Annotated in this window: 24 protein-coding genes; 12 read left to right on the top strand and 12 right to left on the bottom strand. The window is 53.8% G+C overall.

Annotated elements, in window-relative coordinates:
• Positions 1-21: 21 nt before the first annotated feature.
• The 3 genes from K365_RS0100940 to K365_RS0100950 are packed head-to-tail and all read right to left on the bottom strand — an operon-like array spanning position 22 to position 3530.
• The gene (locus K365_RS0100940) at positions 22-861 is read right to left on the bottom strand and encodes an ABC transporter permease (RefSeq protein WP_024333163.1); all 840 of its coding nucleotides are present in this window, start codon (positions 859-861) and stop codon (positions 22-24) included.
• Positions 851-1825, bottom strand: coding sequence for an ABC transporter permease (locus K365_RS0100945; RefSeq protein WP_024333164.1), 975 nt, complete (start codon positions 1823-1825; stop codon positions 851-853). Before K365_RS0100945 ends, K365_RS0100940 begins: the two co-directional genes overlap by 11 nt.
• Before the next feature lie 43 nt (positions 1826-1868).
• Positions 1869-3530, bottom strand: coding sequence for an ABC transporter substrate-binding protein (locus tag K365_RS0100950; protein ID WP_029724814.1), 1662 nt, complete (start codon positions 3528-3530; stop codon positions 1869-1871).
• 276 nt (positions 3531-3806) lie between these two features.
• On the opposite strand from K365_RS0100950, the gene K365_RS0100960 reads away from it, so the two are divergent.
• The 3 genes from K365_RS0100960 (at position 3807) to K365_RS0100970 (ending at position 8064) form a co-directional block, all read left to right on the top strand.
• A complete protein-coding gene (locus K365_RS0100960) occupies positions 3807-5087 on the top strand; it encodes an L-cysteine desulfidase family protein (protein WP_024333167.1) in 1281 nt (426 codons plus the stop codon).
• A 70-nt stretch (positions 5088-5157) separates the two neighbouring features.
• A complete protein-coding gene (katG, locus tag K365_RS0100965; protein ID WP_024333168.1) occupies positions 5158-7374 on the top strand; it encodes a catalase/peroxidase HPI in 2217 nt (738 codons plus the stop codon).
• A 165-nt stretch (positions 7375-7539) separates the two neighbouring features.
• A complete protein-coding gene (locus K365_RS0100970) occupies positions 7540-8064 on the top strand; it encodes a gamma carbonic anhydrase family protein (protein WP_006968493.1) in 525 nt (174 codons plus the stop codon).
• 11 nt (positions 8065-8075) lie between these two features.
• Here the strand turns inward: K365_RS0100970 and K365_RS0100975 are convergent, their stop codons facing one another.
• The 4 genes from K365_RS0100975 to K365_RS0100995 all read right to left on the bottom strand — a co-directional run bounded on the left by K365_RS0100975 (position 8076) and on the right by K365_RS0100995 (position 14823).
• Entirely contained in the window at positions 8076-9068 is a 993-nt protein-coding gene (locus tag K365_RS0100975; RefSeq protein WP_024333169.1) for an MBL fold metallo-hydrolase, read from the bottom strand.
• A gap of 150 nt (positions 9069-9218) precedes the next feature.
• Positions 9219-12383 (bottom strand): DUF748 domain-containing protein, encoded by a 3165-nt coding sequence (locus K365_RS0100980; RefSeq protein ID WP_034624735.1) that lies wholly within the window; start codon positions 12381-12383, stop codon positions 9219-9221.
• Between the two features lie 197 nt (positions 12384-12580).
• Positions 12581-13747, bottom strand: a complete 1167-nt coding sequence (locus tag K365_RS0100990) for an ATP-binding protein (protein WP_029724815.1) — start codon at positions 13745-13747, stop codon at positions 12581-12583.
• Between the two features lie 104 nt (positions 13748-13851).
• Complete coding sequence (locus K365_RS0100995; protein ID WP_006968497.1) at positions 13852-14823, bottom strand: NAD(P)H-dependent flavin oxidoreductase; 972 nt, start codon at positions 14821-14823, stop codon at positions 13852-13854.
• 287 nt (positions 14824-15110) lie between these two features.
• Between K365_RS0100995 and K365_RS0101000 the strand changes: the two genes are divergently transcribed.
• Genes K365_RS0101000 through K365_RS28585 form a run of 4 tightly spaced genes read left to right on the top strand, consistent with a single transcriptional unit; the run spans position 15111 to position 20916 of the window.
• Positions 15111-16916, top strand: a complete 1806-nt coding sequence (locus K365_RS0101000) for a putative bifunctional diguanylate cyclase/phosphodiesterase (RefSeq protein ID WP_006968498.1) — start codon at positions 15111-15113, stop codon at positions 16914-16916.
• Complete coding sequence (locus tag K365_RS0101005) at positions 16916-18148, top strand: porin (RefSeq protein ID WP_024333172.1); 1233 nt, start codon at positions 16916-16918, stop codon at positions 18146-18148. Before K365_RS0101000 ends, K365_RS0101005 begins: the two co-directional genes overlap by 1 nt.
• A 16-nt stretch (positions 18149-18164) precedes the next feature.
• The gene (locus K365_RS0101010) at positions 18165-18596 is read left to right on the top strand and encodes a type 2 periplasmic-binding domain-containing protein (protein WP_006968887.1); all 432 of its coding nucleotides are present in this window, start codon (positions 18165-18167) and stop codon (positions 18594-18596) included.
• Positions 18589-20916 carry a putative bifunctional diguanylate cyclase/phosphodiesterase gene (locus tag K365_RS28585; RefSeq protein ID WP_024333173.1) on the top strand — a complete coding sequence of 776 codons (2328 nt, stop codon included), beginning with the start codon at positions 18589-18591 and terminating at the stop codon, positions 20914-20916. The genes K365_RS0101010 and K365_RS28585 overlap by 8 nt, the downstream gene beginning before the upstream one ends.
• Positions 20917-20958: 42 nt before the next feature.
• Here the strand turns inward: K365_RS28585 and K365_RS0101020 are convergent, their stop codons facing one another.
• Positions 20959-21987 carry a B12-binding domain-containing radical SAM protein gene (locus K365_RS0101020; RefSeq protein WP_006964522.1) on the bottom strand — a complete coding sequence of 343 codons (1029 nt, stop codon included), beginning with the start codon at positions 21985-21987 and terminating at the stop codon, positions 20959-20961.
• Positions 21988-22101: 114 nt separating this feature from the next.
• Complete coding sequence (locus K365_RS0101025) at positions 22102-23349, bottom strand: ATP-binding protein (RefSeq protein WP_006964523.1); 1248 nt, start codon at positions 23347-23349, stop codon at positions 22102-22104.
• A gap of 67 nt (positions 23350-23416) precedes the next feature.
• On the opposite strand from K365_RS0101025, the gene K365_RS27760 reads away from it, so the two are divergent.
• From K365_RS27760 to K365_RS28330, 4 genes are all read left to right on the top strand, one after another.
• Positions 23417-23692, top strand: a complete 276-nt coding sequence (locus K365_RS27760) for a hypothetical protein (protein ID WP_152427535.1) — start codon at positions 23417-23419, stop codon at positions 23690-23692.
• A 64-nt stretch (positions 23693-23756) separates the two neighbouring features.
• Positions 23757-24050 (top strand): BrnT family toxin, encoded by a 294-nt coding sequence (locus K365_RS0101040; RefSeq protein ID WP_006964524.1) that lies wholly within the window; start codon positions 23757-23759, stop codon positions 24048-24050.
• Positions 24022-24249, top strand: coding sequence for a hypothetical protein (locus K365_RS0101045; protein ID WP_006964525.1), 228 nt, complete (start codon positions 24022-24024; stop codon positions 24247-24249). Before K365_RS0101040 ends, K365_RS0101045 begins: the two co-directional genes overlap by 29 nt.
• A 119-nt stretch (positions 24250-24368) precedes the next feature.
• Positions 24369-24512, top strand: coding sequence for a hypothetical protein (locus K365_RS28330; protein ID WP_201765592.1), 144 nt, complete (start codon positions 24369-24371; stop codon positions 24510-24512).
• A 284-nt stretch (positions 24513-24796) separates the two neighbouring features.
• Here the strand turns inward: K365_RS28330 and K365_RS29605 are convergent, their stop codons facing one another.
• On the bottom strand, positions 24797-24919 hold the full coding sequence (locus K365_RS29605; RefSeq protein WP_152427536.1) for a WCX domain-containing protein: 123 nt from the start codon (positions 24917-24919) through the stop codon (positions 24797-24799).
• Positions 24920-25090: 171 nt separating this feature from the next.
• Between K365_RS29605 and K365_RS0101060 the strand changes: the two genes are divergently transcribed.
• Complete coding sequence (locus K365_RS0101060; RefSeq protein ID WP_006964526.1) at positions 25091-25378, top strand: HigA family addiction module antitoxin; 288 nt, start codon at positions 25091-25093, stop codon at positions 25376-25378.
• Between the two features lie 222 nt (positions 25379-25600).
• Here K365_RS0101060 and K365_RS0101065 read toward each other — a convergent pair whose 3' ends face one another.
• Together K365_RS0101065 and K365_RS0101070 are read right to left on the bottom strand one after the other, a co-directional pair.
• On the bottom strand, positions 25601-25921 hold the full coding sequence (locus K365_RS0101065) for a helix-turn-helix domain-containing protein (RefSeq protein WP_006964528.1): 321 nt from the start codon (positions 25919-25921) through the stop codon (positions 25601-25603).
• Positions 25918-26292 (bottom strand): type II toxin-antitoxin system RelE/ParE family toxin, encoded by a 375-nt coding sequence (locus tag K365_RS0101070; RefSeq protein WP_006964529.1) that lies wholly within the window; start codon positions 26290-26292, stop codon positions 25918-25920. The genes K365_RS0101065 and K365_RS0101070 overlap by 4 nt, the downstream gene beginning before the upstream one ends.
• Between the last annotated feature and the right edge of the window lie 34 nt (positions 26293-26326).

Here is a 26326-nt window from a genome sequence, read left to right on the forward strand (position 1 = left end):
TCATACCTTAAAGGGTTGAGGTTATAAAGCGGTTTTCAGCCGGGGGTCGAACACCCGTTCCAGGCTGATGGTCACAAACGTGGTGCCCATGATCAGAAAAGACAGCAGCAACACCGGCGGCATCAGCCAGTGGGCCCAGATATCCATATAATAATATTTAAGCGCAAAACTGATCATCAGGCCCAAAGATTTCAGGGAAGGATCGAACAGCCCCAGAAACGCCAGGGACGCTTCCATGAACACGGCCATGCGCAGTTTGGCCGCAAAGTTGATCAGGTACAAGGGAAACAGTTCCGGCATCAGGTGCCGGAAAATGATGTACCGGGAAGATCCGCCCATGTGCCGGGCTGCCTGGATGTGCAGCCCGTGTTTCAAGGTCAGGGCCTGGGCCCTGATCCCCCGGGCAGTGGTGGGCCAGGTCAGGGCCGCCAGGGTCAGGGCCAGCACCCAGGGCTGGGGCTGGAAAAAAGCAGCCAGCAGGATCAGAATCATGACGGATGGAATCGCCAGCACAATGTCGGCCAGACGCATGAGAATCTGGTCCACCCACCCGCCCTGCCAGGCGGCAAACAGTCCCGTCACGGATCCCAGGATCAGGCCGGCGGATGCCGCCGTCAGCCCGAAGATCAGGGTGTTTCTCAATCCGGACAGCAGTTCGGCGAAAATGTCCATGCCCCCGTCGTTGATGCCCAGCCAGTGCCGGGCCGACGGCGGATCCAGCGGGATAAAGGAGGTGTCGTAGGGATCCCAGGGCATCAGCACCGGCCCGAAAACGGCCAGGCAAAGCAGCAGGCCCAGCAAGGCGGCGCCCGTGAAAAACCAGGGATCCCTCCTGATCCGGTGTCCGGCATCAAGATGCATGGGCCACCCGGGGATCCAGCAGGATATAGACAAATTCCAGGGCCAGGTTGATTCCCAGCACCATGATGGATGCCGCCAGGACAATACCCTGGATCAAAGGCAGGTCCCGCATGGCAATGGCATTGAACAGCAGGGTGCCCAGGCCGGGATAGGAAAACAGGGTTTCCACCACCAGGGCGCCTGTGATCATAAAGGCAAACCGCAGCCCGAACCGGGTCACCAGGGGCAAAAGCGCGTTGCGGGCCGCATGGGCGTACCGCACCCGCAATGGCGGCAATCCCTTGGCCCGGGCCGTTAAAACAAACGGGCTTTTCATCACTATGACCATGCCGGCCCGGGCCAGCAGAAAATTGCCGGGAAAATAGGCCAGAACCAGGGTGGTCAGCGGCAGGGCCAGGTGGTGCAGCCGATCCGCCACCTGCTGCACAAAGGTGTGATCGGCATACGCGGTCTGGGCCCCGGCGGCGGGAAACCAGCCCAGATTCAACGCAAATACCAGCAGCAGCAGCACCCCGGAACACAGTTCCGGAATCCCTTCCAGCACGGTCATGAGGCCCACCCCGGCTTTTTCCGTGCGGGTGCCCCGCCGCCAGGCCGCTTCCACGCCCAGCACAAATCCCAGAATCGAAGACAGCACATGGGCCGTGCCCATGAGCACCAGGGTCCAGGGAAGGGCATCGAAAAAAAGAGCCGCCACAGGGGCCTGAAACGCATAGGAATACCCCCAGTCCAGGCAAAAGACCCGGCCTAAAAAGGCCGTGAACCCGGAATCATCCTGGTACAGGGCCCGAAGGTCCGCGGCCTGCTCTGCCGTGAGGGTGACATCGGAAGCCCCGTACATGGCCGTGACAAAATCACCGGGCAGCATCCGGGGCAGGCTGTGGCTCAGAAAAGCCAGGATCAGGGCCGCAGCCAGATAGGCCAGCACGGGGGTCAGCCAGGTATGTCGGTCAGAAGCTTGCATAAAATCTCTTTGTGAGCGGGTCACCCAACCCGATCCATTCGTTTTACCGGATCAGGGCCAGTTTGTTCTGGGGAATGGGCACGCCTTTGCTGATGCCGCCCCGGGTGTAAAACCATTCAATGCCTTTGTCCGGGTTGTACGCGGCCAGGGTTACGGGATAATACAAAGAGATGGCCGGCAGCTCCCGGGCATAGACGGCCTGGATGTCAAACACCAGGCGTTTTCGTTTTTCCGGGTCCATCTCCATCATCTGGGCATCCATCAGGGCATTGAGTTCCGGGCACGCATCATATCGGGCGCTGTTCACGGACCCGCCCCCGTACACGGAAGAAGTCATTTCATTGAGCACTTTGGGGTCCCCGGAAATACCGCCGTGGCCGGACACAGCCAGATCAAAATCCCGGTTTTTCACCCGGCTGTCCGTGGTGGTCTGCTCCTGGTTCACCAGGGTGACATTGATGCCGATATCCGTGAGCTGCCGGGCAATGATCTCCCCGTCCCGGTCCGTTACACTTTCCCCGGCCACCGTGAGATTGGAGGCGATCAGCTCCAGGGCCAGGGGCTGCCCGTCTTTATGAAACACCCCGTCCGGCCCCGGGGTCCAGCCCAAATCCGTAATGATCTGCCTGGCTTTTTCCGGGTTGTAAGGATAGTCCGGCGTGTCCGGGTTGTACATCTCATGATCGATGCTCAACAGACCGTATGAGGCGGGTGTGCCGAATCCCCGGTGGGATTTGTCGATGATCTCCTGGGGATCGATGGCATAGGCCAGGGCCTGCCGGAAATTTCGGTCATTAAAAGGGGGTTTGGTGTGGTTGATCATCAGCTTCTTGTTCCAGCCCCGCTCGTTTTCAATCACGGTCAGCCCTTTTTTTTCCAGGGACCCGGCCATGTCCGGCTGGATATTGGCCAGGTCTGCCTGGCCCGTGACCAGAGACATCAGCGCTTTGGACGTGCGCACGTAAATCAGGCGCTGTTTTTTCGGCCGTCCCTGGTAATAATGTTCAAATGCCTCGAACAGATAGGTGCCCTGGGTTTTATCGAAATCTTTGAACACATAAGGCCCGCTGCCCACCATGCAGGCGGAATCGATACAGGACTCCGGCTCAGTGATCTTTTCCCATACATGTTTGGGGATCACGGGCATGGTGCCCCCGATATCCGACAGAAACGGGGCATAGGGCTTTGACAGATAAATGATCACGGTATGATCATCCAGGGCTTTGGCCCGGTCCACGGCATCAATGGAAATCCACTGGTATGGGTGCTGCTGAAAATAAGCAAGGGTGAACACCACATCATGGGCCGTGACGGGCGTGCAGTCATGCCACAGGGCCGCCGGGTCCAGGTGAAAAGTGAACGCCAGGTGTTGTGGATCATAGGCCCAGTCCGTGGCCAGACCCGGCACATATCCTTTCTGATCCTTCCATACCAGGGTGTCAAATACCCAGGACATGCGGATATACCCGGGCCCCCGGGGATAATGCCGGAACGGGGTGGGATATCCCCAGTCCCCTTTGCCGTCGGCAATGCGGATGTCACGGTCATCCGCCCATACGGGGCCGGAAAAAGCTGAAAAAAGAATTCCTGCGGCAATCAGGACCCAAACGGCCCACCTTTTCAGGGTCCCGGCAGAAATTTTGTCCGTTACAGGCTGAAGAAGCGGGGGTCGGATGTTGTGGACAGTCCGGTCAGGTAACGCCATATCACACTCCTTATATGAAAAAAAAACCATGAAAACAACATCCCGGTTCCGGGACATGCCTTCATGGCAGCGGGTTTTACATATAGTGACAAAAAATTTTTCGTTTTTTCTTCAGGCTTCATGCCTGTATTGTGCATGATTACATATCAGAGCCGGCCGGAAAATAACAGTCTTTTTTTATATGTTGTGTCCAGGGTGATTTCAATTGATCGGGTCAGGGAATTGCGATATATTTCTGATAATCAAAACAAGGTGGTTTAAAAAGGAATAAAATAAATGGAAAAAACCGATCCCCGGTACGGGGCATATCTGAACATCCTAAAAGAAGAACTGGTGCCGGCCATGGGATGCACCGAGCCCATTGCCGTGGCCTATGCCGCAGCCCGGGCCGCCGCAGTGCTCAAAGACCTGCCGGACCGGGTCACGATCGAGGCCAGCGACAATATCGTTAAAAACGTCAAAAGTGTGGTGGTGCCCAATACGGGGGGACTGCGTGGCATTGCCGCGGCAGCGGCGGCCGGGATTGCCGCGGGAAATGCCGATGAAATGCTGGAAGTGATCGCCCATGTGGATGAAGTCGGCAAACAGCGGATCCGGCAGTTTCTGGAAACCTGTGATATTCAGGTGTTACCGCTGACCACCGACATTTTGTTTGATCTGAAGGTCACGGTTTTCAAAGGATCGTCCCGGGCCATGGTTCAGATTTCCCATTTTCACACCAATATTGTTCTAATCGAAAAAGACGGCGATATTGTGTACCGGAACCAGGATTGTGACGAGGTCAACACCACGGTACTCACGGACCGGACCCTGCTCAATGTCGAGGATATAGTGGATTTTGCTTCTTCCGTGACCCTTTCCGAAGTTAAAACCCTGCTGCAGAAAATGGTGGATCTCAACATGGCCATTGCCGAGCAGGGAGTATCCGGGACCTGGGGGGCCAATATCGGCACGGTGCTGATGGAAGTGTGGGGGGATGACATCAAGGTCAGGGCCAAAGCCATGGCCGCCGGCGGGTCCGACGCCCGGATGAGCGGATGTGAACTCCCCGTGATGATCGTATCCGGTTCGGGCAATCAGGGCATCACGGCATCCGTGCCCGTGGTGGTGTATGGGAAGCATTTGGGCGTGGATCCAGACACCTTGTTCCGGGCCCTGCTGGTCTCCTGTCTGGTGACCATTCACCAGAAAACCGGCATCGGCCGGCTGTCCGCCTACTGCGGGGCCGTGAGCGCGGGGGTGGGGGCCGGGGCCGGGATCTCCTGGCTCCACGGGGGCCGGTACCGGGAGATCGCCCACACCATTGTCAATGCCCTGGCCATGGTGTCCGGCATCATCTGTGACGGGGCCAAACCCTCGTGCGCCGCCAAGATCGCCATGTCTGTGGAAGCCGGACTTCTGGGGTTTTTCATGTTCCAGAAAGGCAAACAGTTTTACGGCGGGGACGGGATCGTGAAAAAAGGCGTGGAAAATACCATTGTCAACATCGGGCGCCTGGGCCGGGACGGCATGCGGGAAACCGACCGGGAGATCATCCGCATGATGCTGGGACAATAAATTTTTTCTTATGTAATGAAGGGTTTTATGACCCTTGACGATTGTTAACCTGAAATTCAAGGAGGTTCACATGTCCAACCAGGAAAGCAAATGCCCGGTAACGGGTCAATCTTCCAGCCAGGTGGCCGGCGGCGGCACATCCAACCGGGACTGGTGGCCCAACCAGCTCAACTTGAAAATTCTGCACCAGCATTCCGCCAAAAGCAATCCCATGGGCAACGATTTCAACTATGCCGACGCATTCAAGACACTGGATCTTGACGCCGTTAAAAAAGACCTTTTTGCATTGATGACCGACTCCCAGGAGTGGTGGCCCGCGGATTACGGCCACTACGGGGGATTGTTCATCCGGATGGCATGGCACAGCGCCGGCACCTACCGCATGGGAGACGGCCGGGGGGGCGGCGGCACGGGCAACCAGCGGTTTGCCCCGCTCAACAGCTGGCCGGACAATGTCAGCCTTGACAAGGCCCGGCGCCTGCTCTGGCCCATCAAGCAGAAATACGGGAAAAAAATTTCCTGGGCCGATCTCATGATCCTGGCCGGTAACTGCGCATTGGAATCCATGGGATTCAAAACCTTTGGATTTGCCGGGGGCCGGGTGGACATCTGGGAACCGGAAGAAGATGTTTACTGGGGATCGGAAGAAGAATGGCTGGCCACCAGTGATACACCCAAAAGCCGGTACTCCGGGGACCGGGACCTGGAAAATCCTCTGGCCGCCGTGCAGATGGGCCTGATCTATGTGAACCCGGAAGGCCCGGACGGAAATCCGGATCCCGTGGCATCAGGCAAGGATGTCCGGGAGACCTTTGCCCGCATGGCCATGAATGACGAAGAAACCGTGGCCCTGGTGGCCGGTGGCCATACGTTCGGCAAATGCCACGGTGCCGGACCCGCGTCCCACTTAGGACCTGAACCGGAAGCCGCGCCTCTTGAGCAGCAGGGCCTGGGCTGGAAGAGCAGTTTCGGTACGGGCAAGGGCGGGGACGCCATCACCAGCGGCATTGAAGGGGCGTGGAAACCCAATCCCACCCAGTGGGATATGGGGTATCTGAAAGTGCTGTTCAAATACGACTGGGAACTGGTGAAAAGCCCGGCCGGCGCGAATCAGTGGCTGGCCAGGGATGTGGATGACGAAGACATGGTGGTGGATGCCCATGATCCAGGCAAAAAACACCGGCCCATGATGACCACGGCCGACCTGTCTTTGAAATTTGACCCCGTGTATGAGAAGATCGCCCGGCGCTACCTGGAAAACCCGGAGGAGTTTGCCGATGCCTTTGCCAGGGGCTGGTTCAAGCTGACCCACCGGGATATGGGTCCGCGATCCCGGTACCTGGGGCCGGAAGTGCCGGCCGAGGAACTGATCTGGCAGGATCCGATGCCTGAAGTCGATCATGACCTGATCGATGCATCAGATATCGCCGACCTCAAGGCCAAGATTCTGGCGACCGGGCTGTCCGTGTCCCAGCTGGTTTATACGGCCTGGGCGTCTGCCGCCACCTTCCGGGGATCAGATTTCCGGGGCGGGGCCAACGGGGCCCGTATCCGCCTGGCCCCCCAGAAAGACTGGGAAGTCAACCAGCCGGAACAACTGGCCAAAGTGCTTAACACCCTGGAAGAAGTCAAAGACGTATTCAACAACGCCCAGACCGGCAATAAAAAAGTGTCTCTGGCAGACCTGATCGTCCTGGGCGGCTGCGCTGCCGTGGAGCAGGCGGCAAAGAACGCCGGGTATGATATCACCGTGCCCTTTGCCCCGGGCCGGACCGATGCCACGGATGCGCAGACGGATGCGGATTCCTTTTCCGTGCTTGAACCCAAAGCAGATGCGTTCCGCAACTATCTCAAAGCGAAGTTCTCGGTCAAGGCCGAAGAACTCATGATCGACCGGGCCCAGCTCCTGACGCTGACGGCCCCGGAAATGACCGTGCTGGTAGGCGGTTTGCGGGTGTTGAATGCCAACTTTGATCAGTCTGCCCACGGGGTGTTCACGGATAAACCGGAAACCCTGACCCATGACTTTTTCAAGAATCTGCTGGACATGGGAACCCAATGGTCGGCTGTGTCGGATGATGAAGACTTGTTTGAGGGCCGGGACCGGAAAACCAAAGAGAAAAAATGGACGGCCACCCGGGTGGACCTGATCTTTGGCGCCAACTCCCAGCTCCGGGCCCTGGCCGAAGTCTATGCCTGCGCTGATGCCGGGGAAAAATTTGTGACCGATTTTGTGGCGGCCTGGGACAAGGTCATGAACCTGGACCGGTTCGACCTGGCCCAATAACCCCCCTGAATTGCGTCTTGTTTTATTGACGCGATGGTTTGATGCCAAGCGCAGCGTTTCCACACACCGGAAGCGCTGCGCTTTTTTTAATCGCCGGATGCCTCGGTTTCAGTGGGTATAATCGACGTTCAGGCAGGAATTACAGACTTTGGAAAGGAAAAACAGATGGCCGTTTATCAATATGGAGACCGGATTCCGACAATCGGAAAAAATACATATATCAGTGATTCAGCAAGGGTGATCGGGGATGTGGTGATCCAGGACAACTGCTACATCGGTCATGGCGCTATTGTCCGGGGAGATTACGGCACGATTCATATCGGCAACGGCACGGCCGTGGAGGAAGGGGCCATTCTTCATATCCGCCCGGACGGTCTGCTGGAACTGGAAGATCATGTGACCGTGGGTCATGGCGCCATCATCCATGGTCGGCTGATCCAAACCCATGCCGTTATCGGCATCGGGGCGATCATCGGGTTTGATGTGGTGGTGGGGGCCTGGGCCATTGTGGCGGAAGGGTCGGTCATTCCCCAGAAAACCCATATTCCGGATGAAAAAATCACCGGCGGCGTGCCATACAAAATCATCGGAGATGTTCAGCCGCGGCACAAGGAGTTCTGGACTTACGGCAAGCAGCTGTATGTCGATCTTGCCCGGGACTACCCCGAAAAGCTGAAAAAACTGGGCTGATCAAACAAAAATCAGATCTCGATTGGCTGTCCCACCTTGACATCCACATACGCGGCGCCGAATGCCTGCCGGAACCGGTCAATGGCCCAGTCCGAGGTATCGTGGGGAGACAATGCCACAATGCCGGGGGAGACCTTTTGGATGGCGGCAATGGCGTTTTCCACATCCGCTTCCCGGATGCCCTGCCACGGCGGGGTGTCAGATCCCACAATGCGCTGGATATTGACGGGTCCCAGCATGATCCGTCCTCCGTTCACGGGATAATGAAGCCCGCCGATAATCCCGTGGATGGGTTCGTCAAACAACGCCTTGGCCCGATCGATGATCCGTTCGATGGTCTGGTGGCCGCAGCCCACAATCAAAACGATTCCCTTGCCTTTGACATGGATGGCCAGGGCATTCTCCAGGGTGCGTCCCATCAGAAACAGATATCTGGGAATGGTGCCGATGCTGAAAATGCCGGGCTTCAATTCCGTCGGGTCTGAAATCACCCTGGCGTTTGCACTGGGATTCCACCGGGACCCGGTTACCGGGGCCGGAGAATAGATTGGGATATCCGGCAGGGACACGGGCCCCCGGGACAGGCTGAATGTCTGCGTTTTCTGCTCGGTCATGCCGCCCACATGATCCAGGTGCAGGTGGCTGAAAAAAACCATGTCAGGGTCGGACAGGGAAATGCCCAGCTTTTCCATGTTGTGAAGCAATGGAGACGGATGGGCTTTTTCTTTGTTGAAACCGCAATCCATGAGAATGGTGACATCGTCGGCTTTGATGAGATAGGACACACCGGGTTCGGTTTTCAGAGACGGGTCTGCGGCATGAAAATCCACCAGCGGAAGAAGGGTCAGCTGGTTGACCGCTCCCGGCGAAGGGATTTGATGGACCTGTGTGCCTGAAATCTCTTTTTCTGTCTGCTGCCTTCCTTTATTCAGCTGGATAATTTTACCGGCAAAAAACAGCGCTCCCACCACCAGTAAAACCAGGATAAAATACAATGGTGTCATGTCAGCCCCTTTTTTTCAAAGCATCGTCCTCATTTTTCATGGGTTTAAAATGACGGGTTACATGCCTGTTGTCAACAGGGTCCTTTGCTTTTTCAGGATCGTCCTAACATATTCAGGGGCCCGTCAACCCGCTATGGTTCTTGACACATCTCAGCGGTGAACATCCAGGGTGAGCCCGGAGGAAACAGCTTTCTCGTCCTTTTCTTGAGCGGCTGAGGGTTCAAGAACCGTCAGCCTTGTCTCATCGACCGTCTCCGCTTCCACAAATTCCTGCTTGATCGCTTCCGCCCGTTCACGGGCCAGTTCGTGCAACCGGGCTTTGGTTACCGGTTGCGCGTCGACAAGTTTTTGAAGCAGGGCCGTATAAAGCTCGCGGGACGGGTCTGACGGGAGCGGTTCTGCGGGCTTCTTCTCCTTTTTTTTGTCCGCCGCAGCCGTCTGCTTTGCTGCATTCTCCCTGGCCGCAGCCAGCGCATCGGCGGAAATTCGCTCCGTGACCATTGTTTCGATGGCGCGCTGGACCAGGGGATTGCTCATATCCATAGGTCCCGCATCTTCGTTGGGACCAACCACTCTACCCGCACGCCCGGCAATTTCATGCCGGATCGCCATGGATTTCAGGGCCTCACCGTCTTTGACCGGATCAAACCGGCCCTGGATTTTCAGCGTGAGTTGCGGACGTCTGGCAAGGGCTTCGGAAAGGGTCTTCACTTTTTCTCGCTCCGGAGGAGGCAACACGGCCCTGCCCGGTTCAAACTCGATGGTCTCGAGATGCTCTTTTTCCACGTCGAGCATGCCGGCCAGTGCCCTGAAAGGGGAAGTGATGATTTTGGTGAAAAAATTGATAAGGGTTTTCCATATGAGATCCCCAAAGCGGAACTGAGGATCGTCCAGGTTGCCGGAAACGGGGAGCCCGATGTCGATCCGGCCGTCGGCATCCTTGAGAAGTGCAACGGCAAACTCCAGGGGAATGTCGGGCGCATCAGGGCTTTCCACCTTCTCGCCCAGCGTGAGGTTGTCCAGGATGATCTGGTTGCTCCCTTTGAGCTCACTTTGCTGGATCAGGTAGTGAAGATCGAGAGAGAGCCTTCCGGAGGCGATCCTGTATCCGGCGAATTTCCCCGTGTACGGGGTGATGTTGGTCATCTCCACGTTTTTGAAAATCATGTCAATGTCTGTGAAATGCTTGATATTGAGCGGCTCGATCTGCCCCTGGATACTGGATGTGCCATATTCATTTACCCGGCCTTTGAGCTCAATCTGCGCCCGGGCTCCTTGTCTGGAGGAGAGCCCGACGACTGCGCCCTTCAATTCATAGATCTTTGCGGCAAATGGTAGGCGGAGACTCAGGTCTGCGAAATCGAGAACGCCTTTTTCGATGCGGATTCTCCGAACATCCACGGGAAATCCGCCGGGAGTTTCCACTTGGGACACCGGTTTTTTCCCCTCAACCATTTTTTTGTTGTGCCGCAGCACCTTGGCCAGGTTCAGGCTCTTGTCTTTATATATGATCAGCTTTCCATAGGGCTTAATGAGGTGGACTTCTCCGATGTCAAGCTGTTCAGGCCCAAGCCCCAGCGTGATATTGTCCGCCTTCAAGTCCTGCCAGGCAAGAAATCTTTTCGTGGTGCCCACCTCGGAAACGAGCAGATCCGTGATGTGCGCATTGCCGGAGAATTGCAGGTTCGGACCATTTTCTTTCTCACCGTAGATCACCTTTCCCGCAGCGTTAAAATCCCCCGTATCCACGCTCAGGTAAGCATATTGTGCCACGTAGGGCTGAAAAGGTGTCAGGGCCAGGTTCGACACACGGACCGTCGCTTCCGCGCTTTTCTGAGCGAGAGTGAAGCGTCCCCTGGCATTCATGGTGCCCCCTTGCTCTACCGTCAGAGACGCTTCAAAGGGAACAGAGGCCTTGCCTTCACTGCGAAAATCGGCAAGTTTCAGCGTGATGTCTTGAAGGGTCACCGCGGGCGCAGGAGACAGCTTCTGATCTGTGAAAGCCACGCTCAACCCGGCCGTCTCCACTGAGCCGACGGCAACGGACCAGGGCCTTTCTTCCGCCTGGGTCTTGGCCACAACGACGTCATTTTTTTCTTGGCGGTTGTCGACATTTCTTTTTCCGAGCACGCGCAACAGGTTCAAGGTGCCGGCCTTTTCCAGCACCATGGCGGCATGCCCGCCCTCCACCAAAACTTTTTCCAGGGTCACCTGCCGGGTTTCAAGGTCGATGCGGCCTCCCTCCACGGCAAGACTTCCCAGCGTGACCAGGGGCGCCTCCTGCCTCATCTCTTTCAGGGACACGCCCTCAAAGATGAGGTTCAGGTTATCGGCCAGGCCCCCCGCCTGAAACGATCCAGAAGCCAGATCAACCCGGCCGTCATCGAGACGAATGGTGTCCACAAAGAGAATCGGCTCCCCGTCCCCCCGGGCCTTGAGTTCCAGGGCCGAGACAAGCACTTTTAATTCTTCGATGACAAAATCAGGGGATTGATCCGTATGGGCAAATTCGTAGCGGGCGTCGAGGTCTACTTCACCCCCGGGTTTGTCCAGAAGAATGTCATCCTGCAAAAATTCCCATGCCGAAACGGTCTTGAATCCCTCCACCTTTACCCTGCCTTCGGACCAGAGAGGATGGAGGGAAACATCGCCGGCCCCTGTGAGCTTTCCGCCGTGGGGAAGGGTCGCTTCCAGGGAATAGACTCCCTTTTGGTCCGGCAGCGTGGTAAGGTTTTTGAGCGCCAGGCCAATCGTCTCCAGCGTAATACTGCCCGGGGTCGGGCCGGATAAGTCCGTGAAAACGAGTCGCCCCTGGTTCAAGGCAATGTGCTCAAAGATGACGCGCGGCAAGCGCTCATCTCCTTTGGTTTTTTCCTCATTTTCCTTCTTTGGGATCCGGTCTGCGATATCAATAAAGTTGATGCGGCCCTCAGGTTCTATTTGCAGGTTCACGACCGGGCCTTCCAGGCGGACATCCGCGAAGGTCCAGGCCCGGCGCCAGAGACTGGCGATCTCGAAGTTGACAAAAATCGCCTTGAATGCGATTAACGGGAATCCCTCTCTTTTTTTGAGGTCAAAGTTCTTGATATTCAGGGTGAGGGTGTACGGGTTTACCCGGACCTCTTCCATGACCATGCGGCAGTTGAGGGATTCCCGGGCAAACTGCGTGGATTGACGCTTGATCAGATAGGGGGCAAGAAAAAAGCCTGCCAGGGTGTAGGTGATAATCAGGGCAACAGAGATGATGAGAGTTTTGCTCAGCAAAACCCTCATGAGCCAATGCCTTTGAAAATGTTTGCTTTCCGGAGCATCCATGGGTTCATTTGCCTCCTCTTTATCTCGTTGAACAGCTCCGCATGAACCATTCAGCCTGAGCGGCTTTCACACGCGGCAGCGATTCCAGGGCTTTATTTGCCTGTATCCAAGCTTTGTGCCAGGTTCCATAAATGCGATTTATTTAATCCAACATACTGGTTTATTATTGAATATTCAAGCGGGAAAGGGATTGGTTTTCATGGATTCGGGGAAACCGGCAAACAAGATCTGAGTTTTTCCGGCGGACAGACAGTTACCTTTTCGCTGATCGCATAGGGGTCATCAACAGGGGCGATCACCCATGCAGATTCCGGTTGAACCGCATCAATCAGTTCATAAAATCCCCTTGAGGGTTTCGGGGCTTTTGACAGTTTGCACTCAAAAACATGGCGCCTGCCGGCCCGCTCCAGGACCAGGTCCATTTCAGCCCCGTTGGCCGTGCGCATGAAAAAGGGGTTCCATCGGCTGTAGCAGGCAATGATGTTTTCAATCACAAACCCCTCCCAGGAAGCCCCGGCAATGGGATGGGCCAGAAGATTGTCATAGGTTTCGATGTCCAGAAGCGCATGAAGTATCCCGCTGTCACGCAGGTAGACTTTCGGGGATTTGATCAACCGTTTTTTCAGGTTTGTTTCCGCCGGCGGCAGCAAACGGAGCATGTATGTCTGTTCCAGGATGGCAAGATATTTTTTCAGTGTTGGAATGGAGATGTCCGCAGTCGCTGCCAGTTTGTGATAATTAACCGTTTGTCCATGATAGTGTGCCAGCAGCAGCCACAACCGTTCGATGACAGGAACAGGGATATTGAATCCAAGACCGGGAATATCCCTTTCCATGAATGTTCTGATAAAATCCAGGCGCCAGTCGAAACTGTCCGCATCATCTTTGGCAAGGGTGCTTTCAGGAAATCCGCCCCTGAGCCATAGATCAGACCACAGAATGGATGGGGACACTTCATGGATCAGAAACGGGCTTAAATCCAGATAAGCGATACGGCCGGCCAGGGTTTCCGTGGATTGTCTTATCAGATCCCGGGAGGCAGACCCGAGAATTAAAAATCGGCCCGGCCTGCGGTCTTTATCAATTTCCGACCGAAGGACTGAAAAAAATTCCGGTAGCATCTGAATTTCGTCCAGGCAGATCATCTTCTCCCGGTAACGGTCGAAAAAAAGTTCGGGTTCCGCCAGTTTGTTGCGATCCACACGGTCCTGTAAATCCAGGTAAATGGAAGGTCTGTTTTTCAGCATCATGCGGGCGGTGGTCGATTTTCCGCATTGCCGGGGCCCAAGAATGGCCGTAGCCGGGGAACGGGACAGGGACCGGTGAATTTTTTCTTCAATCAACCTTGTGATATAACCATGCATATCAAAAACAACCTTTTATGATTTACATGGTTATATCATTTTTGAATTCAGGGTGTCAATGGACTTTCTATGCATTGAAAAGGCGGATCTGTCAGGCGTGAATGTCACAGCATGGCCGTCAGCCGGTTTTCAATGATTTGTTTTGCCTCTGCCATGATCCGGTCCAGCAGCTCTTTGCATGTGGGGATATCATGGACCAGGCCGGCCACCATGCCGCAGGACCATACGCCGGACTCCATGTCCCCTTGCTGCATGATTCTGGGATAAACGCCCGCCACTTCTTCAATGATATCTTCAAACTTCAGGCGGCTGCCCAGGGAGGCTTCTTTTTCCAGCAGTTTTTGGGCTGCGGCATTGTTCAGGACCCGCTCCGTATTTCGTAAAGGCCGCATGACCAGGCGGGTATCGGTTTCACCGGCATGTAAAATCGCCTGCTTGACATTTTCGTGCACGGGCGCTTCTTTAGTGGCGATGAACCGCGTGCCCATGTTGATCCCGTCCGCGCCCAGGGCCAGGGCCGCCACCAGGCTTCTGGCATCTGCCATGCCCCCGGATGCCACAAACGGGATGGTCAGTTCTTCGGCGGCCCGGGGCAGGAGCACCATATTGGGGATATCGTCTTCGCCCGGATGGCCCCCGCATTCAAACCCATCCACGGAGACGGCGTCACATCCGATGTTCTCCGCCTTGACTGCATGCCGGACGGACGTGCATTTGTGGATGACCTTGACACCGGCCTCTTTTAAATAAGGCAGGTACGGCGCCGGGTTTCTGCCGGCCGTTTCGACAATCGTTATTCCGTTGTCGATAATGGCCTTGATATACCCGGGATAATCCGGCGAGGACACGGTGGGCAGAAAAGTCAGGTTCACCCCGACCGGTTTGTCCGTCATGTCTTTGCACCGCTTGATTTCTTTGTCCAGATCCTTCGGTGTTTTCTGGGTGAGCCCCGTAATGATGCCCAGACCGCCGGCATTGGACACGGCCGCCGCCAGTTCGGCAAACCCGACATAGTGCATCCCCCCCTGAATGATGGGATGCTGGATGCCGAACAACTTTGTGATTCTTGTTTTCATATCATGCACTCCTCAAAGGAATTTTACCTGCATGCAACTTAAATGGGTTTATTTCCCGTGTCAAGTCACGGGCACATATATCGGATTTCGAATAATTATTTCAGCCTTTTCTTGACAAGAAGCATTTTCCCAACCTATTATTGAAAATGTCATACCCGGTTTGTCCCGCTTTCCCCCTTTTTCCTCATTAGAAATCAGGATAATATGACCATGTGCCGCATATCAAAAAAAATAGCCCCACAACAACTCGGTTTGAGGTGACGGTAGAAAATTTACAGGAATAAAAAATGGCAGATTCTAAAATATGTGAAGAAGACGTCGCCGGGTGCAAACAGGCCGAAGAAGCTCTGGACAAGACGGATGAAAAGTTGCAGTTAAGCGAACAGCGGTACCGAAGCATCTTTGATGAAGGCCCTTTCGGAATGGGGTTGGTGAAACCGGATGCTAGGTTTATCGCGGTGAATAAGGTGTTGTGTGATTTATTGGGATATACAAAACAGGAACTTATCGGTCAAAGCGCTGTTGACATAACCTATGAGGAAGACAAAGAAAAGAGCCGAAAATTTTCAAGACAATTGTTTGCAGGCATCACTCCCGTGGTTCGGTTTAAAAAGCGGTATGTCAGAAAAAACGGCGACATTCTCTGGGTGAAGATCACCTCTTCCGCCATCCATGATAAAGAAGGCAATATCCCTTACGGCCAGATTATCATTGAAAGCCTCACGGAAAGCATCGAAGCCGCGGAAAAGATTCACCTGATGGCTTATTATGACAGTCTGACAGGCATAGCAAACCTGACGTTTCATAAAATACTGATCCAAAAAACCATTGCACATGCCCGCCGGCATAAAAAAACAGCGGCCGTTATTTATATTGGATTGGACCGTTTCAAACGGATTAACGACACGCTCGGATACAGTGTCGGCGATCTGCTGCTCAAGGCCGTGGCTGACAGGCTTACCCGTTTTCTGCGGAAAAGCGACTTTGTTGCCAGATCCGTTGAAAATCAAACGGAAACGGTGATATCCCGGCCCGGGGGAGACGAATTTATCGTATTGACCCATGATCTGATCCATGCGCATAGCGCCGCAAGAATGGCCAGACGATTACTCAAGGAAATATCCGCACCCTATGATCTGGACGGCCGTGAAATTTTTATCACGGCCAGCATGGGTATTGCCTTGTATCCTGATGACGGAGAAGATGTGGATGCACTTTTGTTAAATGCGGAAAAAGCAATGAGACACACAAAGAGCAAAGGGATAAACAATTATTTATTTTACGCCAAATCCATGCATTCCGCTGTCCTGGAAATTTTGACCCTGGAAAACGACCTGCACAGAGCACTGGAGCGAAACGAGCTGGTGCTCTATTATCAACCCAAGGTAAATGCGGCAACCAGAATCATCACGGGGATGGAAGCGCTGATTCGCTGGAATCATCCCGAAAAGGGCTTGATCCCCCCCATGCAGTTTATCCCCATCGCGGAAACCAGCGGTCTTATCATGCCCATCGGAGAGTTTGTCATACGCACGGTGTGCAGGCAAATCCAAACATGGCAAAAAGCCGGATACAAGCCGATCAACGTTGCCCTGAACGTGTCGACCCACCAGTTTAAGAAACAGGATCTGGCCGGCATCATCAAGGCGGCTTTGCAGGATACGATGATTTCTCCGAACTGCCTGGGACTGGAAATCACTGAAAGCGCCATTATGGGCAACTCGGAAACAGAACGTCAGACCCTGACTGAACTGAACGATCTGGGGATAGGGCTTGCCATTGATGATTTCGGTACGGGATATTCATCCTTAAGCTATTTGAAACAGCTGCCGCTGGATTATTTAAAGATCGATAAGTCCTTTATCGATGATGTCGTGTCCGACAGTAGAGATCAAGCGATTGTCAGGGCAACGATTGTCATGGCCCACGGCCTGAATATGAAAACCATTGCCGAAGGCGTGGAAACAGAAGCGCAGTTAACCTTTTTACAGACGCATGGATGCGATGAAATCCAGGGCTATTTGTTCAGCCGGCCGTTGCCGGCAGATCAAATCCAGGGGATTGCTCAGCACACTTTGCGCAAAGGCGGATGATGGGAAAACTGGTAATTGCCACAGTGATCGCCGTGCTCGTCTGTGTCACGGCCCCCGGGGCACAGGCGGCTGAATTGCCGAACTTTTCGTTCAACGGCTTTGGTACGTTCGGCGTGGTTCATTCCGACGAGGACCGGGCAGATTTTGCTTCAAACCTGTTTGCTCCCGACGGGGCAGGCTACACCCGGGCATGGAGCCCTGAAGTCGACAGCGTGCTGGGAGTGCAGCTCACGGCCAATCTCACGTCCCGGTTGACCGGGATCCTGCAGGTTGTTTCCGAGCAGCAGTACGACGAAAACTACACGCCGACCGTGGAGTGGGCCAATCTCACCTTCGACATCACCCCGGACCTGAGCGTACGCGTCGGGCGCATGGTCCAGCCGTCGTTCATGGTTTCCGAGTACCGGAAAGTCAGGTATGCGACACCATGGGTCCGTCCTCCCAAAGAAGTCTATGACATGATACCCGTCACCAATGCAGACGGTATCGATATGAGTTACCGTTTCCGTTTCAATGGGTTTACCAATACCCTGCGGGCCATGTACGGCGGCAGGGACGCCGATACATCCGACGGAAGCGAGGTAAGCGCCAGCGACACAATAGTGCTCCGCAATACCCTGGAATGGGGCACAGTCTCCCTGTTTGCATCGTATACCCGCTTTCGTCTGACCATAGAAGGCCTGACCCCGTTTTTTGATGCTTTCAGGCAGTTCGGGGCACGGGGTGTAGCCATTGCCGACCGATACGATGTTGACAGCAAGCGCGTTAAATTGATGAGCCTGGGCCTGCGCTATGACCCCGGCGAGTGGTTTGTGATGGGCGAGTGGGCCCGGTCGAGCAGCCGTACTTTTATTGGCGATATCAGAGGCTGGTATATCACCGGGGGGTATCGTTTCAAAGCTTTCACCCCCTACGTGACCCTGGCGCAAGTTCAGGCCCACAGCGACACCTCAGACCCGGGTTTGTCCCTGGCGGGCCTGCCGCCGGCCCAGGCCGCCCAGGCGGCAGGACTCAATGCCGCGCTGAACCAGATACTGGGATCCGCAGCTCAGCAAAAAAGCATATCCCTGGGAGTCCGCTGGGATTTCATCCGGAACGCGGCCCTGAAAGTACAATACCAGCACCTTGATCTGGATGAAGGCTCACCCGGTGTTCTGACCAACATACAGCCGGGATTTGAACCCGGGGGGTCGGTCAACCTGTTCAGCGCCGCCATTGACTTTGTATTTTGATATGATGGGATTGCCGATGAAAATAATGCGAACAAGTGTGATGGTATGGATCTGTCTGGTAAGCCTCATGGCCGGCATCGTATGCGCTGCTGAAGTGGTGGTGGTGGTCTCTTCACAGAACCCGGTCAAGACCCTGTCCCGGGCCCAGATCACGGACATCTACCTGGGCAGGATGATCCGTTTTCCAAACGGGAATCCCGTGGAACCCATCGATCTGAATGAAAGCGCGCCCACGCGCAGCGAATTTTACAGCCGGTACCTGGGGCAGTCCCCTTCGCAGATAAAGGTCCACTGGTCCAGACTGATCTTTACGGGCCGGGGCCAGCCGCCCCCAACCGTTTCCAGCGAGGATGCCATGGCGGACCGGGTGGCTGAAAACCCGGATGCCATCGGATACCTGTCTTCCGATTTTCTGGACGACCGCTTGCAGGTGGTGACCATTGATTGATGTAACCGAGTATACAAATGAACCCATGCCGCCGGTTGACGGCACGGCCGGCCGGGGCCGGCTGCACCGGCTGATCGAACCCCCCGTTTTGTCCATTCTCATGGCTTTTTTGATTCTGACGGTAATCTGGATTTTCACGTTCAATTTCATCGCCAGAGAACGTGCCGCAGCCGACCGCACGGCCGCAGCTATGGCCATGGATGTGGCCGACACCTACGAAGCTCAGGTGGTGCGGGCTTTGCGCGAGATCGATCACACATTGAAGATGGTCCGCTATTATCTGGAAGACCGCCCCGCCCAGGAGATCCTGGGAGATTTGCGCGCCGAAGGGCTGCTGCTGCCCGGGATCATCTTCACTGTCAGTATCATCGATGCCCGTGGGGAGATCCTTGACAGCACCAATGACGCTTCGACCCCCGGGAACGTGGCGGCCATGGATTTTTTTTACCGCGCAAAAGCGCAGGAGGATGTGGTCATCGGACAGCCGCAGCAGGACCCGGATTCAGATGAATGGGTGTTGACTTTCAGCCGGGGGGTCAAAGAGACAGGGGATCGGTTTGCGGGAATTGTGGCCGTATCCGTGCATGCCGGCTATTTTGTCAGCGGCTATGAGTCTGATGCGCTGGGGGAACACGGCATTCTCGGACTGGTGGGAACGGACGGCGTTTTCCGGGTACGACGTACGGGTACTGATATATCCGCGGGCACAACCATCAACTACAATGCACTGGTGCAGGAGGACACCCCGGCCGATGCGCCGGCCGAAGTGACCGTCAATCCCTGGGACGATACCCGGCGCTACACTATCGCCAGAAAGCTTTATGAATTTCCTCTGGCAGTCGTGGTTGGCCTTTCAGAAACAGAACAACTTGCCTCTGCCGACCGGATCAAGCGCAGCTACATCTGGCGCGCCGCCATGGCCAGCATACTGGTGGCCGTGATCGCGGCCCTGCTCGGCCGGTTGAGCTGGCAGCTCCAGAAGTCGCGCGCGCGTGTCATGGAAGCGCAGGCCGAACACGCGCGGAACGTCGAATATCTCGCCTATCACGACAATCTCACGGGTCTGCCGAACCGGGCCCTGTTCAGCCGGCTTCTTTACCGTCAAATACAGCACGCACACCGTTATAAAAAACAGCTGGCGTTGATGTTTCTCGACCTTGACCGCTTCAAGGAAATCAATGACTCGCTCGGCCATGAGGCGGGCGACGATTTACTCAAGAAAATGGGCAGACGGCTCGGGGAATCCCTGCGGGAAAGTGACCTGGTTGCGCGGCTGGGAGGGGACGAGTTTATAATACTGCTCCCCGAAATTACTGAGGAAACCCAGGTGACCACGGTTGCCGGAAAAATTCTGGCAGCCGTGGCAAAGCCTTTTACACTTGCTGAACAGGAGTTTCGCATCACAATCAGTATCGGCATTGCCATGTTTCCGGCCGATGGTGAAGATGAACAGACACTGATGAAAAATGCCGATATTGCCATGTATCACGCAAAAGAGGGAGGAAAAAACAGCTTCCGGTTCTACTCCGAAAAGCTGAACACGGACTCGCTGGAACGACTCTCCCTGGAATCGGGCCTGCGCAACGCCCTGGAAAACAATGAATTCCGCCTTTTTTACCAGAGCAAGCAGGACATGGCCACGGGCCGCATGACCGGCATAGAGGCGCTGCTGCGATGGCAGCATCCCGATCTCGGTTTGATCCCGCCGATGCAGTTTATCCCCCTGGCCGAAGAAAACGGGCTCATCATTCCCATCGGGCGCTGGGTGTTCAAAACCGCCTGCCGTCAGAACCTTGCATGGCAAGCCCAGGGATTTCCAAAATTGAGTATGGCCGTGAACATCTCCAGGCGGCAGTTCTTTGATGAAGATTTCTTAAAGGACGTCGGGGACGCGCTGCAGGAAAGCCAAATGGCACCCGAGCTGCTCGAACTGGAAATCACGGAGTCCGTTCTCATGCACGACATGGACAGAACGATCGGAATTCTCAAGGAGTTGAAACAGATGGGGGTCCGCGTAGCGATCGATGATTTCGGTACGGGGTATTCATCACTGTCCAAATTAAGGGAGTTCCCGCTTGACACCCTTAAAATCGACGGCTCGTTCATTCAGAATATGATTCCTCACGCTGAAATCAAAAATTTGACCACGGCCCTTATTGATCTGGGCAGAAGCCTGGGTTTCACCGTGGTCGCAGAAGGCGTGGAGTCCAAGGAACAGGCGGATCTTCTTAGAACCCATTCCTGCGACCAGTTCCAGGGTTTCTACATAAACAAACCAATGCCGCCCGAGGAGTTCACCTTGAACTGGACAACCGGGTGACCGAAGTCCTGGAATACATTTGTTTGACATCGCAAGCGTCCATCAGATAACCTGTGTCCGCAGATGGTGAAAAATGTCTTCAAGGCTCCCATGGCCGGATGCCAGGGCTTTTTGAACCTGTTTTTCAACAAACAGGAAGTCCGGTTCACGGGCCTGGTCATCCAGGGTCCGGTAATAGCCTAAGCGCCGGCCCAGAATGAAGTTGATCTGCCTGGATTCAGACAGGGACAGAAACCGGTCCATGATGCCCAGCAGCCGCTGTTGGTCCCCGGGCAGCTGCCCCCGGATCTCCAGCAGCAGATCCACGCTGTGGTGGTTGGCATAATGGCTGTCAATACCGTCGATATGTTCCAAAAGCAGGCGCTGCTCAGCGATCATGGCCGCTTCCGAGGGCCGTGTCCATTCGCCCTGCGTCATCTGCCGGTCCAGGTCCGTGCCCGGCTTGATCCCGATGGTCAGCACCCGGATATGGTCCGGGTTGATCTCATTGAATACCCGGGCTGTCTCCAGGGCGTGGGTGTCGGGCAGTTCCGTGCCCCCCAGGCCCAGGATGATGAACTGGGTGGTGTGCATCCCGGCCTGCCGGGCCATGCGGGCGGACTTAATGATGGATTCCGGGGTGATCCCTTTCCGGATTTTTTCCAGGACCTCCAAGGAGCCGGATTCCATGCCGCAGTATAATTTGTTCAGGCCGGCATCGCAGATCTCTTTGATGGCCTGGGGGGATTTTTTCACCATGGTCTGGGCCCGGCCGTATGAGCTGATCTGTCTGAGGGAAGGAAACGCTTTATTCAGGGTTTCAAGGATTTCAATCAGGTCTTTGGTCCGCATGACAAAACTGTCCCCGTCCTGAAGAAAGCAGGTGTCAAACGGATGGCCCCCGAAATAGTCTTTTGCCGCCCATATGTCCTGCTTGATCTCCGCCACCGGGCGGATGGAAAATTTCATGGTGTCATACAGGGAGCAGAAAGAACACCGGTTCCAGGGGCATCCCCGGGTGGTGCGGATCAAAAGGCTATCAGCCTCGTCCACCGGCCGGATCGGTCCCTGCTCAAAGGGAAGTGAAAACATGGTAAAGTCCTGAGTTTAATTGTTAAAAACAAAAAAAATATCATATTCACAATACCGGAGTTTTGCAAGCCAAAGGAGGTGCCGGGATATCGGCATGGGCAAAGACAGTTGATGTTATGGTGCATTTCCCCACAAACTTGACAGGGGTGCGGCCCAGATGTTTTTACCAAGGGGCAGTGTGATGTCGCCATCGTAAAGAATAATGCCGCAAAGCCACTTTCTGCCGGCGGCTTTTGCCAGACGTCGGATGCCTTTTAAGTCGTTTTCCTTTACTGTAGCGGCTGCTTTAACCTCTACACCTGCCAGAAACCCGGCGGTATTTTCCACCACATAGTCCACCTCGACCTTATCGTGGTCCCGGTAGTAAAATATGTGATAATCACTGTCAGCTGTTGTGGCATGCTTTAGCAGCTCTCCGAAAACAAAACTTTCCAGAAAATGCCCGAAACGGGTCCGGTCACCGGGGCTGGATATGGCGGAGAAACCCGCCAGAGTTGTCAGCAGTCCTGAATCAATAAACTGCAATTTGGGGGTTTTTACAACCCGGCTGAAACGGTTATCTGTCCAGGGTTCGATCCGCTTTGTCAGAAACATATGCTCCAGCACGCCCATGTATTTTGCAGCGGTTTTGCTGTCCAGTCCCACCTGTCCGCCCAGTTTTGTGTAGTTGCACAGCTGTCCCGCCATCTGTGACAGAGCGCACAGGAACCGGGGCAATTGCTCTTGTTTTTCGATATCGGCAATATCTCTGACATCCCGCTGTATAAGGGCGTCAACATACTGGCGGCACCATGCGGTTCGCCGCCTGGGTGTCTGACGTGCCAGGGCTTCCGGATATCCGCCTTTCACAACAATCTCAGCCATGTCATCCCCGACGACCGGGACGGCTGCTTCGGGAATCCGGCCGGCGAACACATTGTCGAGCCAATTTGTGGTTTCCCGGTGTATTTCGCTTTGTGACAACGGCAGCAGGATCACCGTTTCCATACGTCCGGCCAGCGACTCGGTTACCTTTGGAAGCACCATAAGATTGGCAGAACCGGTCAGCAGAAAACGGCCGAAACGGCGATCTTCATCCACGGATTTTTTTATGGCCGGCAAAAGTTCCGGTGCCCGCTGGATTTCATCGATCACGGCACGATCAAGGCTGCGGATCAATCCAGCCGGATCTTCCCGGGCGGCAAGCAGGGTGACGTCATCATCAAGGGTCAGGTAGCGCATTCCCTGTCCGGCAATATGTGAAACCAGGGTGGTCTTGCCTGCCTGGCGCGGACCGGCAACCAGCACTACCGGGGTATCTGACATTCCCTCGACGACACGGGCTTCAGCCTGTCTGGGATATCGGTAATTGGTATTATTCATGATCACATACCCTATCTGATAATCCGGAAAGTGTCAACGGGTAATCTGTATTATATAAGCGGGTAATATGGAATATAACCTCTTAAAATTTGGATTATATTTATCAAGATCCTGCCTGGCGCGGACCGGCAACCAGCACCTTGGTGTTTGCCTGGGTCAAGCCCGCATGGATTCATATGCCGGTGGCGGAAAACAGGACCACCATCCAGCAGAGAAAACCATGAGCAAGCCAGGGCCTGCATGCCTGCGCCTAGCTGAGCACCCAGATCCGGATCTCATGGCGCATGTGACAAAGGCCGGTCATGACCTTTCAATTGAAAAAAATGATGATGTTATTTGTTAAAAAGCCATATAAAAAGCCATATTTTTATATTGACATGATTTCTTTCCGCAGTTAACATCATTATATGATTAAACGATCTGATTTTGAATGGGATTCCAATAAAGACAAGCAGAATCAAGAAAAACATGGTGTTTCTTTTGCACTGGCACAACTTGCTTTTCTGGATTCTGATCGTGTTATCCTTGAAGATCTTGAACACAGTGAAGATGAAAAAAGGTTCTACTGCCTTGGCAGGATCTCCGGCGGGATAATGACGGTGCGGTTTATATACAGAAGAAATAAAATCAGAATTTTCGGCGCCGGGTATTGGCGGAAAGGAAAGAAAATATATGAAAGAGAAAATCAAATACACGGATGAGCCTATAGGAAAGGTGAAGGTTGTCGCCGACTTTCTTCCTTCTCCAGAAGAACTCGCGCTAAAAGACGAAACAGTGAAGGTTACAATTTCGCTGAGTAAAACGAGTGTTGATTTTTTTAAAAAAGAGGCCCAAAAGTATAATACGCAATATCAAAAAATGATTCGCAGGCTGCTGGACGAATATACTGCACATCAATAACTACGCAGATCCAGTCCGGCTTTCACAACAATTTCAACGCCGACTGGCGGGATTTCCAGAACTGCCCGGCGAAAAAAGAGGATCAGGGCCAGGCGATTTTACTGACCGATTATTACGAGATGTTCAAAAACACGGGCTGGACCGTGACCCATCTCATCCAGGCGCCTATGTCTTCGGAGCGGTTTAACGGCGGGGTGGTGTCGGCCATGCAGAAAAAAAAGATCCTCGGGTTCACCAGCCGGTATGTGATGGTTTTAAAATAAAATGGTGGGGGGCCGGGCGATCATGTCAGCCATGAGAGTGAAAGACCCATCAAGATGGTGTGACAGCTGCGGTATCCCATGCCGGTGGAGATGTTTGAGGAGAATAAGCGGGGTGGGTGATGGGAATCCGCATTTTGAACCGAATGCGGGAAGCAATCCGAACTTGTAGTTACGTCATGACTTTGCAGTATATAAAACATGAGATAGAACGGATAAAACTGCATCGACAAAGTTTTGCCAAGGAACGCCCGGTTCCAGTCGCGGCCTTTAGCTAAATATCCATTTCACTCATAAAGCCGGTTGAGCGCTTCAATCTCGGATGTAATCATCTCTTTCAGGCTTTCTGGTGCCAGCACCCTGGCCTTGCTCCCCCAGCTGAGCACCCAGATCCGGATATCATGGCGCATGTGACAAAGGCGGTCATGTAGAAGGTGCCGCTGGCAAACCAGATGTTATCCATCGATACAGTAGAATTTTTGATTTGACACCTGATACGTTCCGGGTTACAATATGGCTGCATGATTCAGAATTTCAGACATAAAGGGCTCAAAAGACTATACGCATCCGGAGGGAGAAACATGGCTATGTATAATCCGCCTCATCCAGGCGAAATCATAAGGGAATTTTGTGTTGAACCGCTGAATATCAATATCACGGAAGCGGCAAAAGCACTGGGTGTTACTAGAAAGACTTTATCGGCGCTATTGAATGGGAGAGCGGGAATCAGTCCGGAAATGGCATTGAGATTGTCCAAAGTCTTTGGCCGATCACCCGAAGGCTGGCTCAAGCTTCAGCTCCAATATGATTTGTGGAAAGCTAAACAGTCAGCTGATATTGGCAATTTGAAGCGTATTGAAGCGGCATGAGTCTTCCCTGCACGAACACACAGCTGTCACCTGGCTGCCGAAAGAAGACCTGGCGGCCCTGGACTGGGCTGAGGCGAATCTGCCGGTCCCGGCATCCTACTGCCGGTTTCCAGGACAGAGGCCGGTGACATCATGAATTCCCGCCCCGGTCCCGGCATCTATGACACGCTCCTGCGCACCCGGCTCCATGTGCCATGTGTGGATGAAAAAAATCTGGGAGCCTTATGCGTTGAGTCTGTAATCAAGAATATGTGGTGATTGTTTTAATAATTCGAGAAGCACTCTTGTGGCACCTGTCGGTTGTCTTTTCCCTTGCTCCCATTGCCTGATGGAAGATGGGCTTACATTTAACAGTTTTGCAAAAACCGGTTGGCTTACATTTAAAGTTTCTCTGATTTCTTTAATCTGGCAAGTCGTCAGATGCACATCAGGGATTGTAACCCCCAATGAATTAAGCTCCTTTTCAGTAAAAGAAGTTGTAAATCCTGAATCAATGAGATCTTGAACGGTTTCACTAATTGCTTTTTTGATTGAATCTCTCATTTTAACACCTCCAGATCAAACAATATTTGCTTTTCCAAAAAGCCTTCAAGTTGTTGGACATCAATTGCAAGTAAATCATTCCCCAATTTTTTTAAATAATGTAGTTCTGCCTTTTCAATATTTGATTTTTCATTTTTCCCAAATCCATAAAGGAAAATAGCTCTGTCCTCTTTTCTGTAAGCGACTATTGTTCTGAATCCAGAACGTTTTCCTTGCCCACTTCGTTTCACACGGATTTTGAACAGGTTATTGCCCAAATCGGCAACTGATAGTCCTTTTTCAATATTATCAATGGCTTCGATAAGATGGGATCTTTTTATTAGTGCCTTTTCAGCCCATTTTTTAAACCATTTTGTACATAGTTTTTTCATGATAAAAGTATAACTCTTTGTGTTATATCTTTCA

The organism is Desulfotignum balticum DSM 7044 (assembly GCF_000421285.1).
Classification (GTDB): domain Bacteria; phylum Desulfobacterota; class Desulfobacteria; order Desulfobacterales; family Desulfobacteraceae; genus Desulfotignum; species Desulfotignum balticum.

Excerpts from the sequence above, each read along its gene's own strand:
- K365_RS0100940 (WP_024333163.1), bottom strand. The coding sequence starts at position 861 with ATGCATCTTGATGCCGGACACCGGATCAGGAGGGATCCCTGGTTTTTC.
- K365_RS0101010 (WP_006968887.1), top strand. The coding sequence starts at position 18,165 with ATGAAAATAATGCGAACAAGTGTGATGGTATGGATCTGTCTGGTAAGC.
- K365_RS0101060 (WP_006964526.1), top strand. The coding sequence starts at position 25,091 with ATGGCTATGTATAATCCGCCTCATCCAGGCGAAATCATAAGGGAATTT.
- K365_RS27760 (WP_152427535.1), top strand. The coding sequence starts at position 23,417 with ATGGAATATAACCTCTTAAAATTTGGATTATATTTATCAAGATCCTGC.
- K365_RS28330 (WP_201765592.1), top strand. The coding sequence starts at position 24,369 with ATGTTCAAAAACACGGGCTGGACCGTGACCCATCTCATCCAGGCGCCT.
- K365_RS0100950 (WP_029724814.1), bottom strand. The coding sequence starts at position 3,530 with ATGGCGTTACCTGACCGGACTGTCCACAACATCCGACCCCCGCTTCTT.
- K365_RS0100980 (WP_034624735.1), bottom strand. The coding sequence starts at position 12,383 with ATGGATGCTCCGGAAAGCAAACATTTTCAAAGGCATTGGCTCATGAGG.
- K365_RS0100970 (WP_006968493.1), top strand. The coding sequence starts at position 7,540 with ATGGCCGTTTATCAATATGGAGACCGGATTCCGACAATCGGAAAAAAT.
- K365_RS0101025 (WP_006964523.1), bottom strand. The coding sequence starts at position 23,349 with ATGAATAATACCAATTACCGATATCCCAGACAGGCTGAAGCCCGTGTC.
- K365_RS0100995 (WP_006968497.1), bottom strand. The coding sequence starts at position 14,823 with ATGAAAACAAGAATCACAAAGTTGTTCGGCATCCAGCATCCCATCATT.
- K365_RS0101045 (WP_006964525.1), top strand. The coding sequence starts at position 24,022 with ATGAAAGAGAAAATCAAATACACGGATGAGCCTATAGGAAAGGTGAAG.
- K365_RS0101000 (WP_006968498.1), top strand. The coding sequence starts at position 15,111 with ATGGCAGATTCTAAAATATGTGAAGAAGACGTCGCCGGGTGCAAACAG.
- katG (WP_024333168.1), top strand. The coding sequence starts at position 5,158 with ATGTCCAACCAGGAAAGCAAATGCCCGGTAACGGGTCAATCTTCCAGC.
- K365_RS29605 (WP_152427536.1), bottom strand. The coding sequence starts at position 24,919 with ATGCGCCATGATATCCGGATCTGGGTGCTCAGCTGGGGGAGCAAGGCC.
- K365_RS0100975 (WP_024333169.1), bottom strand. The coding sequence starts at position 9,068 with ATGACACCATTGTATTTTATCCTGGTTTTACTGGTGGTGGGAGCGCTG.
- K365_RS0101070 (WP_006964529.1), bottom strand. The coding sequence starts at position 26,292 with ATGAAAAAACTATGTACAAAATGGTTTAAAAAATGGGCTGAAAAGGCA.
- K365_RS0101020 (WP_006964522.1), bottom strand. The coding sequence starts at position 21,987 with ATGTTTTCACTTCCCTTTGAGCAGGGACCGATCCGGCCGGTGGACGAG.
- K365_RS0101065 (WP_006964528.1), bottom strand. The coding sequence starts at position 25,921 with ATGAGAGATTCAATCAAAAAAGCAATTAGTGAAACCGTTCAAGATCTC.
- K365_RS0100945 (WP_024333164.1), bottom strand. The coding sequence starts at position 1,825 with ATGCAAGCTTCTGACCGACATACCTGGCTGACCCCCGTGCTGGCCTAT.
- K365_RS0101005 (WP_024333172.1), top strand. The coding sequence starts at position 16,916 with ATGGGAAAACTGGTAATTGCCACAGTGATCGCCGTGCTCGTCTGTGTC.
- K365_RS0101040 (WP_006964524.1), top strand. The coding sequence starts at position 23,757 with ATGATTAAACGATCTGATTTTGAATGGGATTCCAATAAAGACAAGCAG.
- K365_RS0100960 (WP_024333167.1), top strand. The coding sequence starts at position 3,807 with ATGGAAAAAACCGATCCCCGGTACGGGGCATATCTGAACATCCTAAAA.
- K365_RS0100990 (WP_029724815.1), bottom strand. The coding sequence starts at position 13,747 with ATGCATGGTTATATCACAAGGTTGATTGAAGAAAAAATTCACCGGTCC.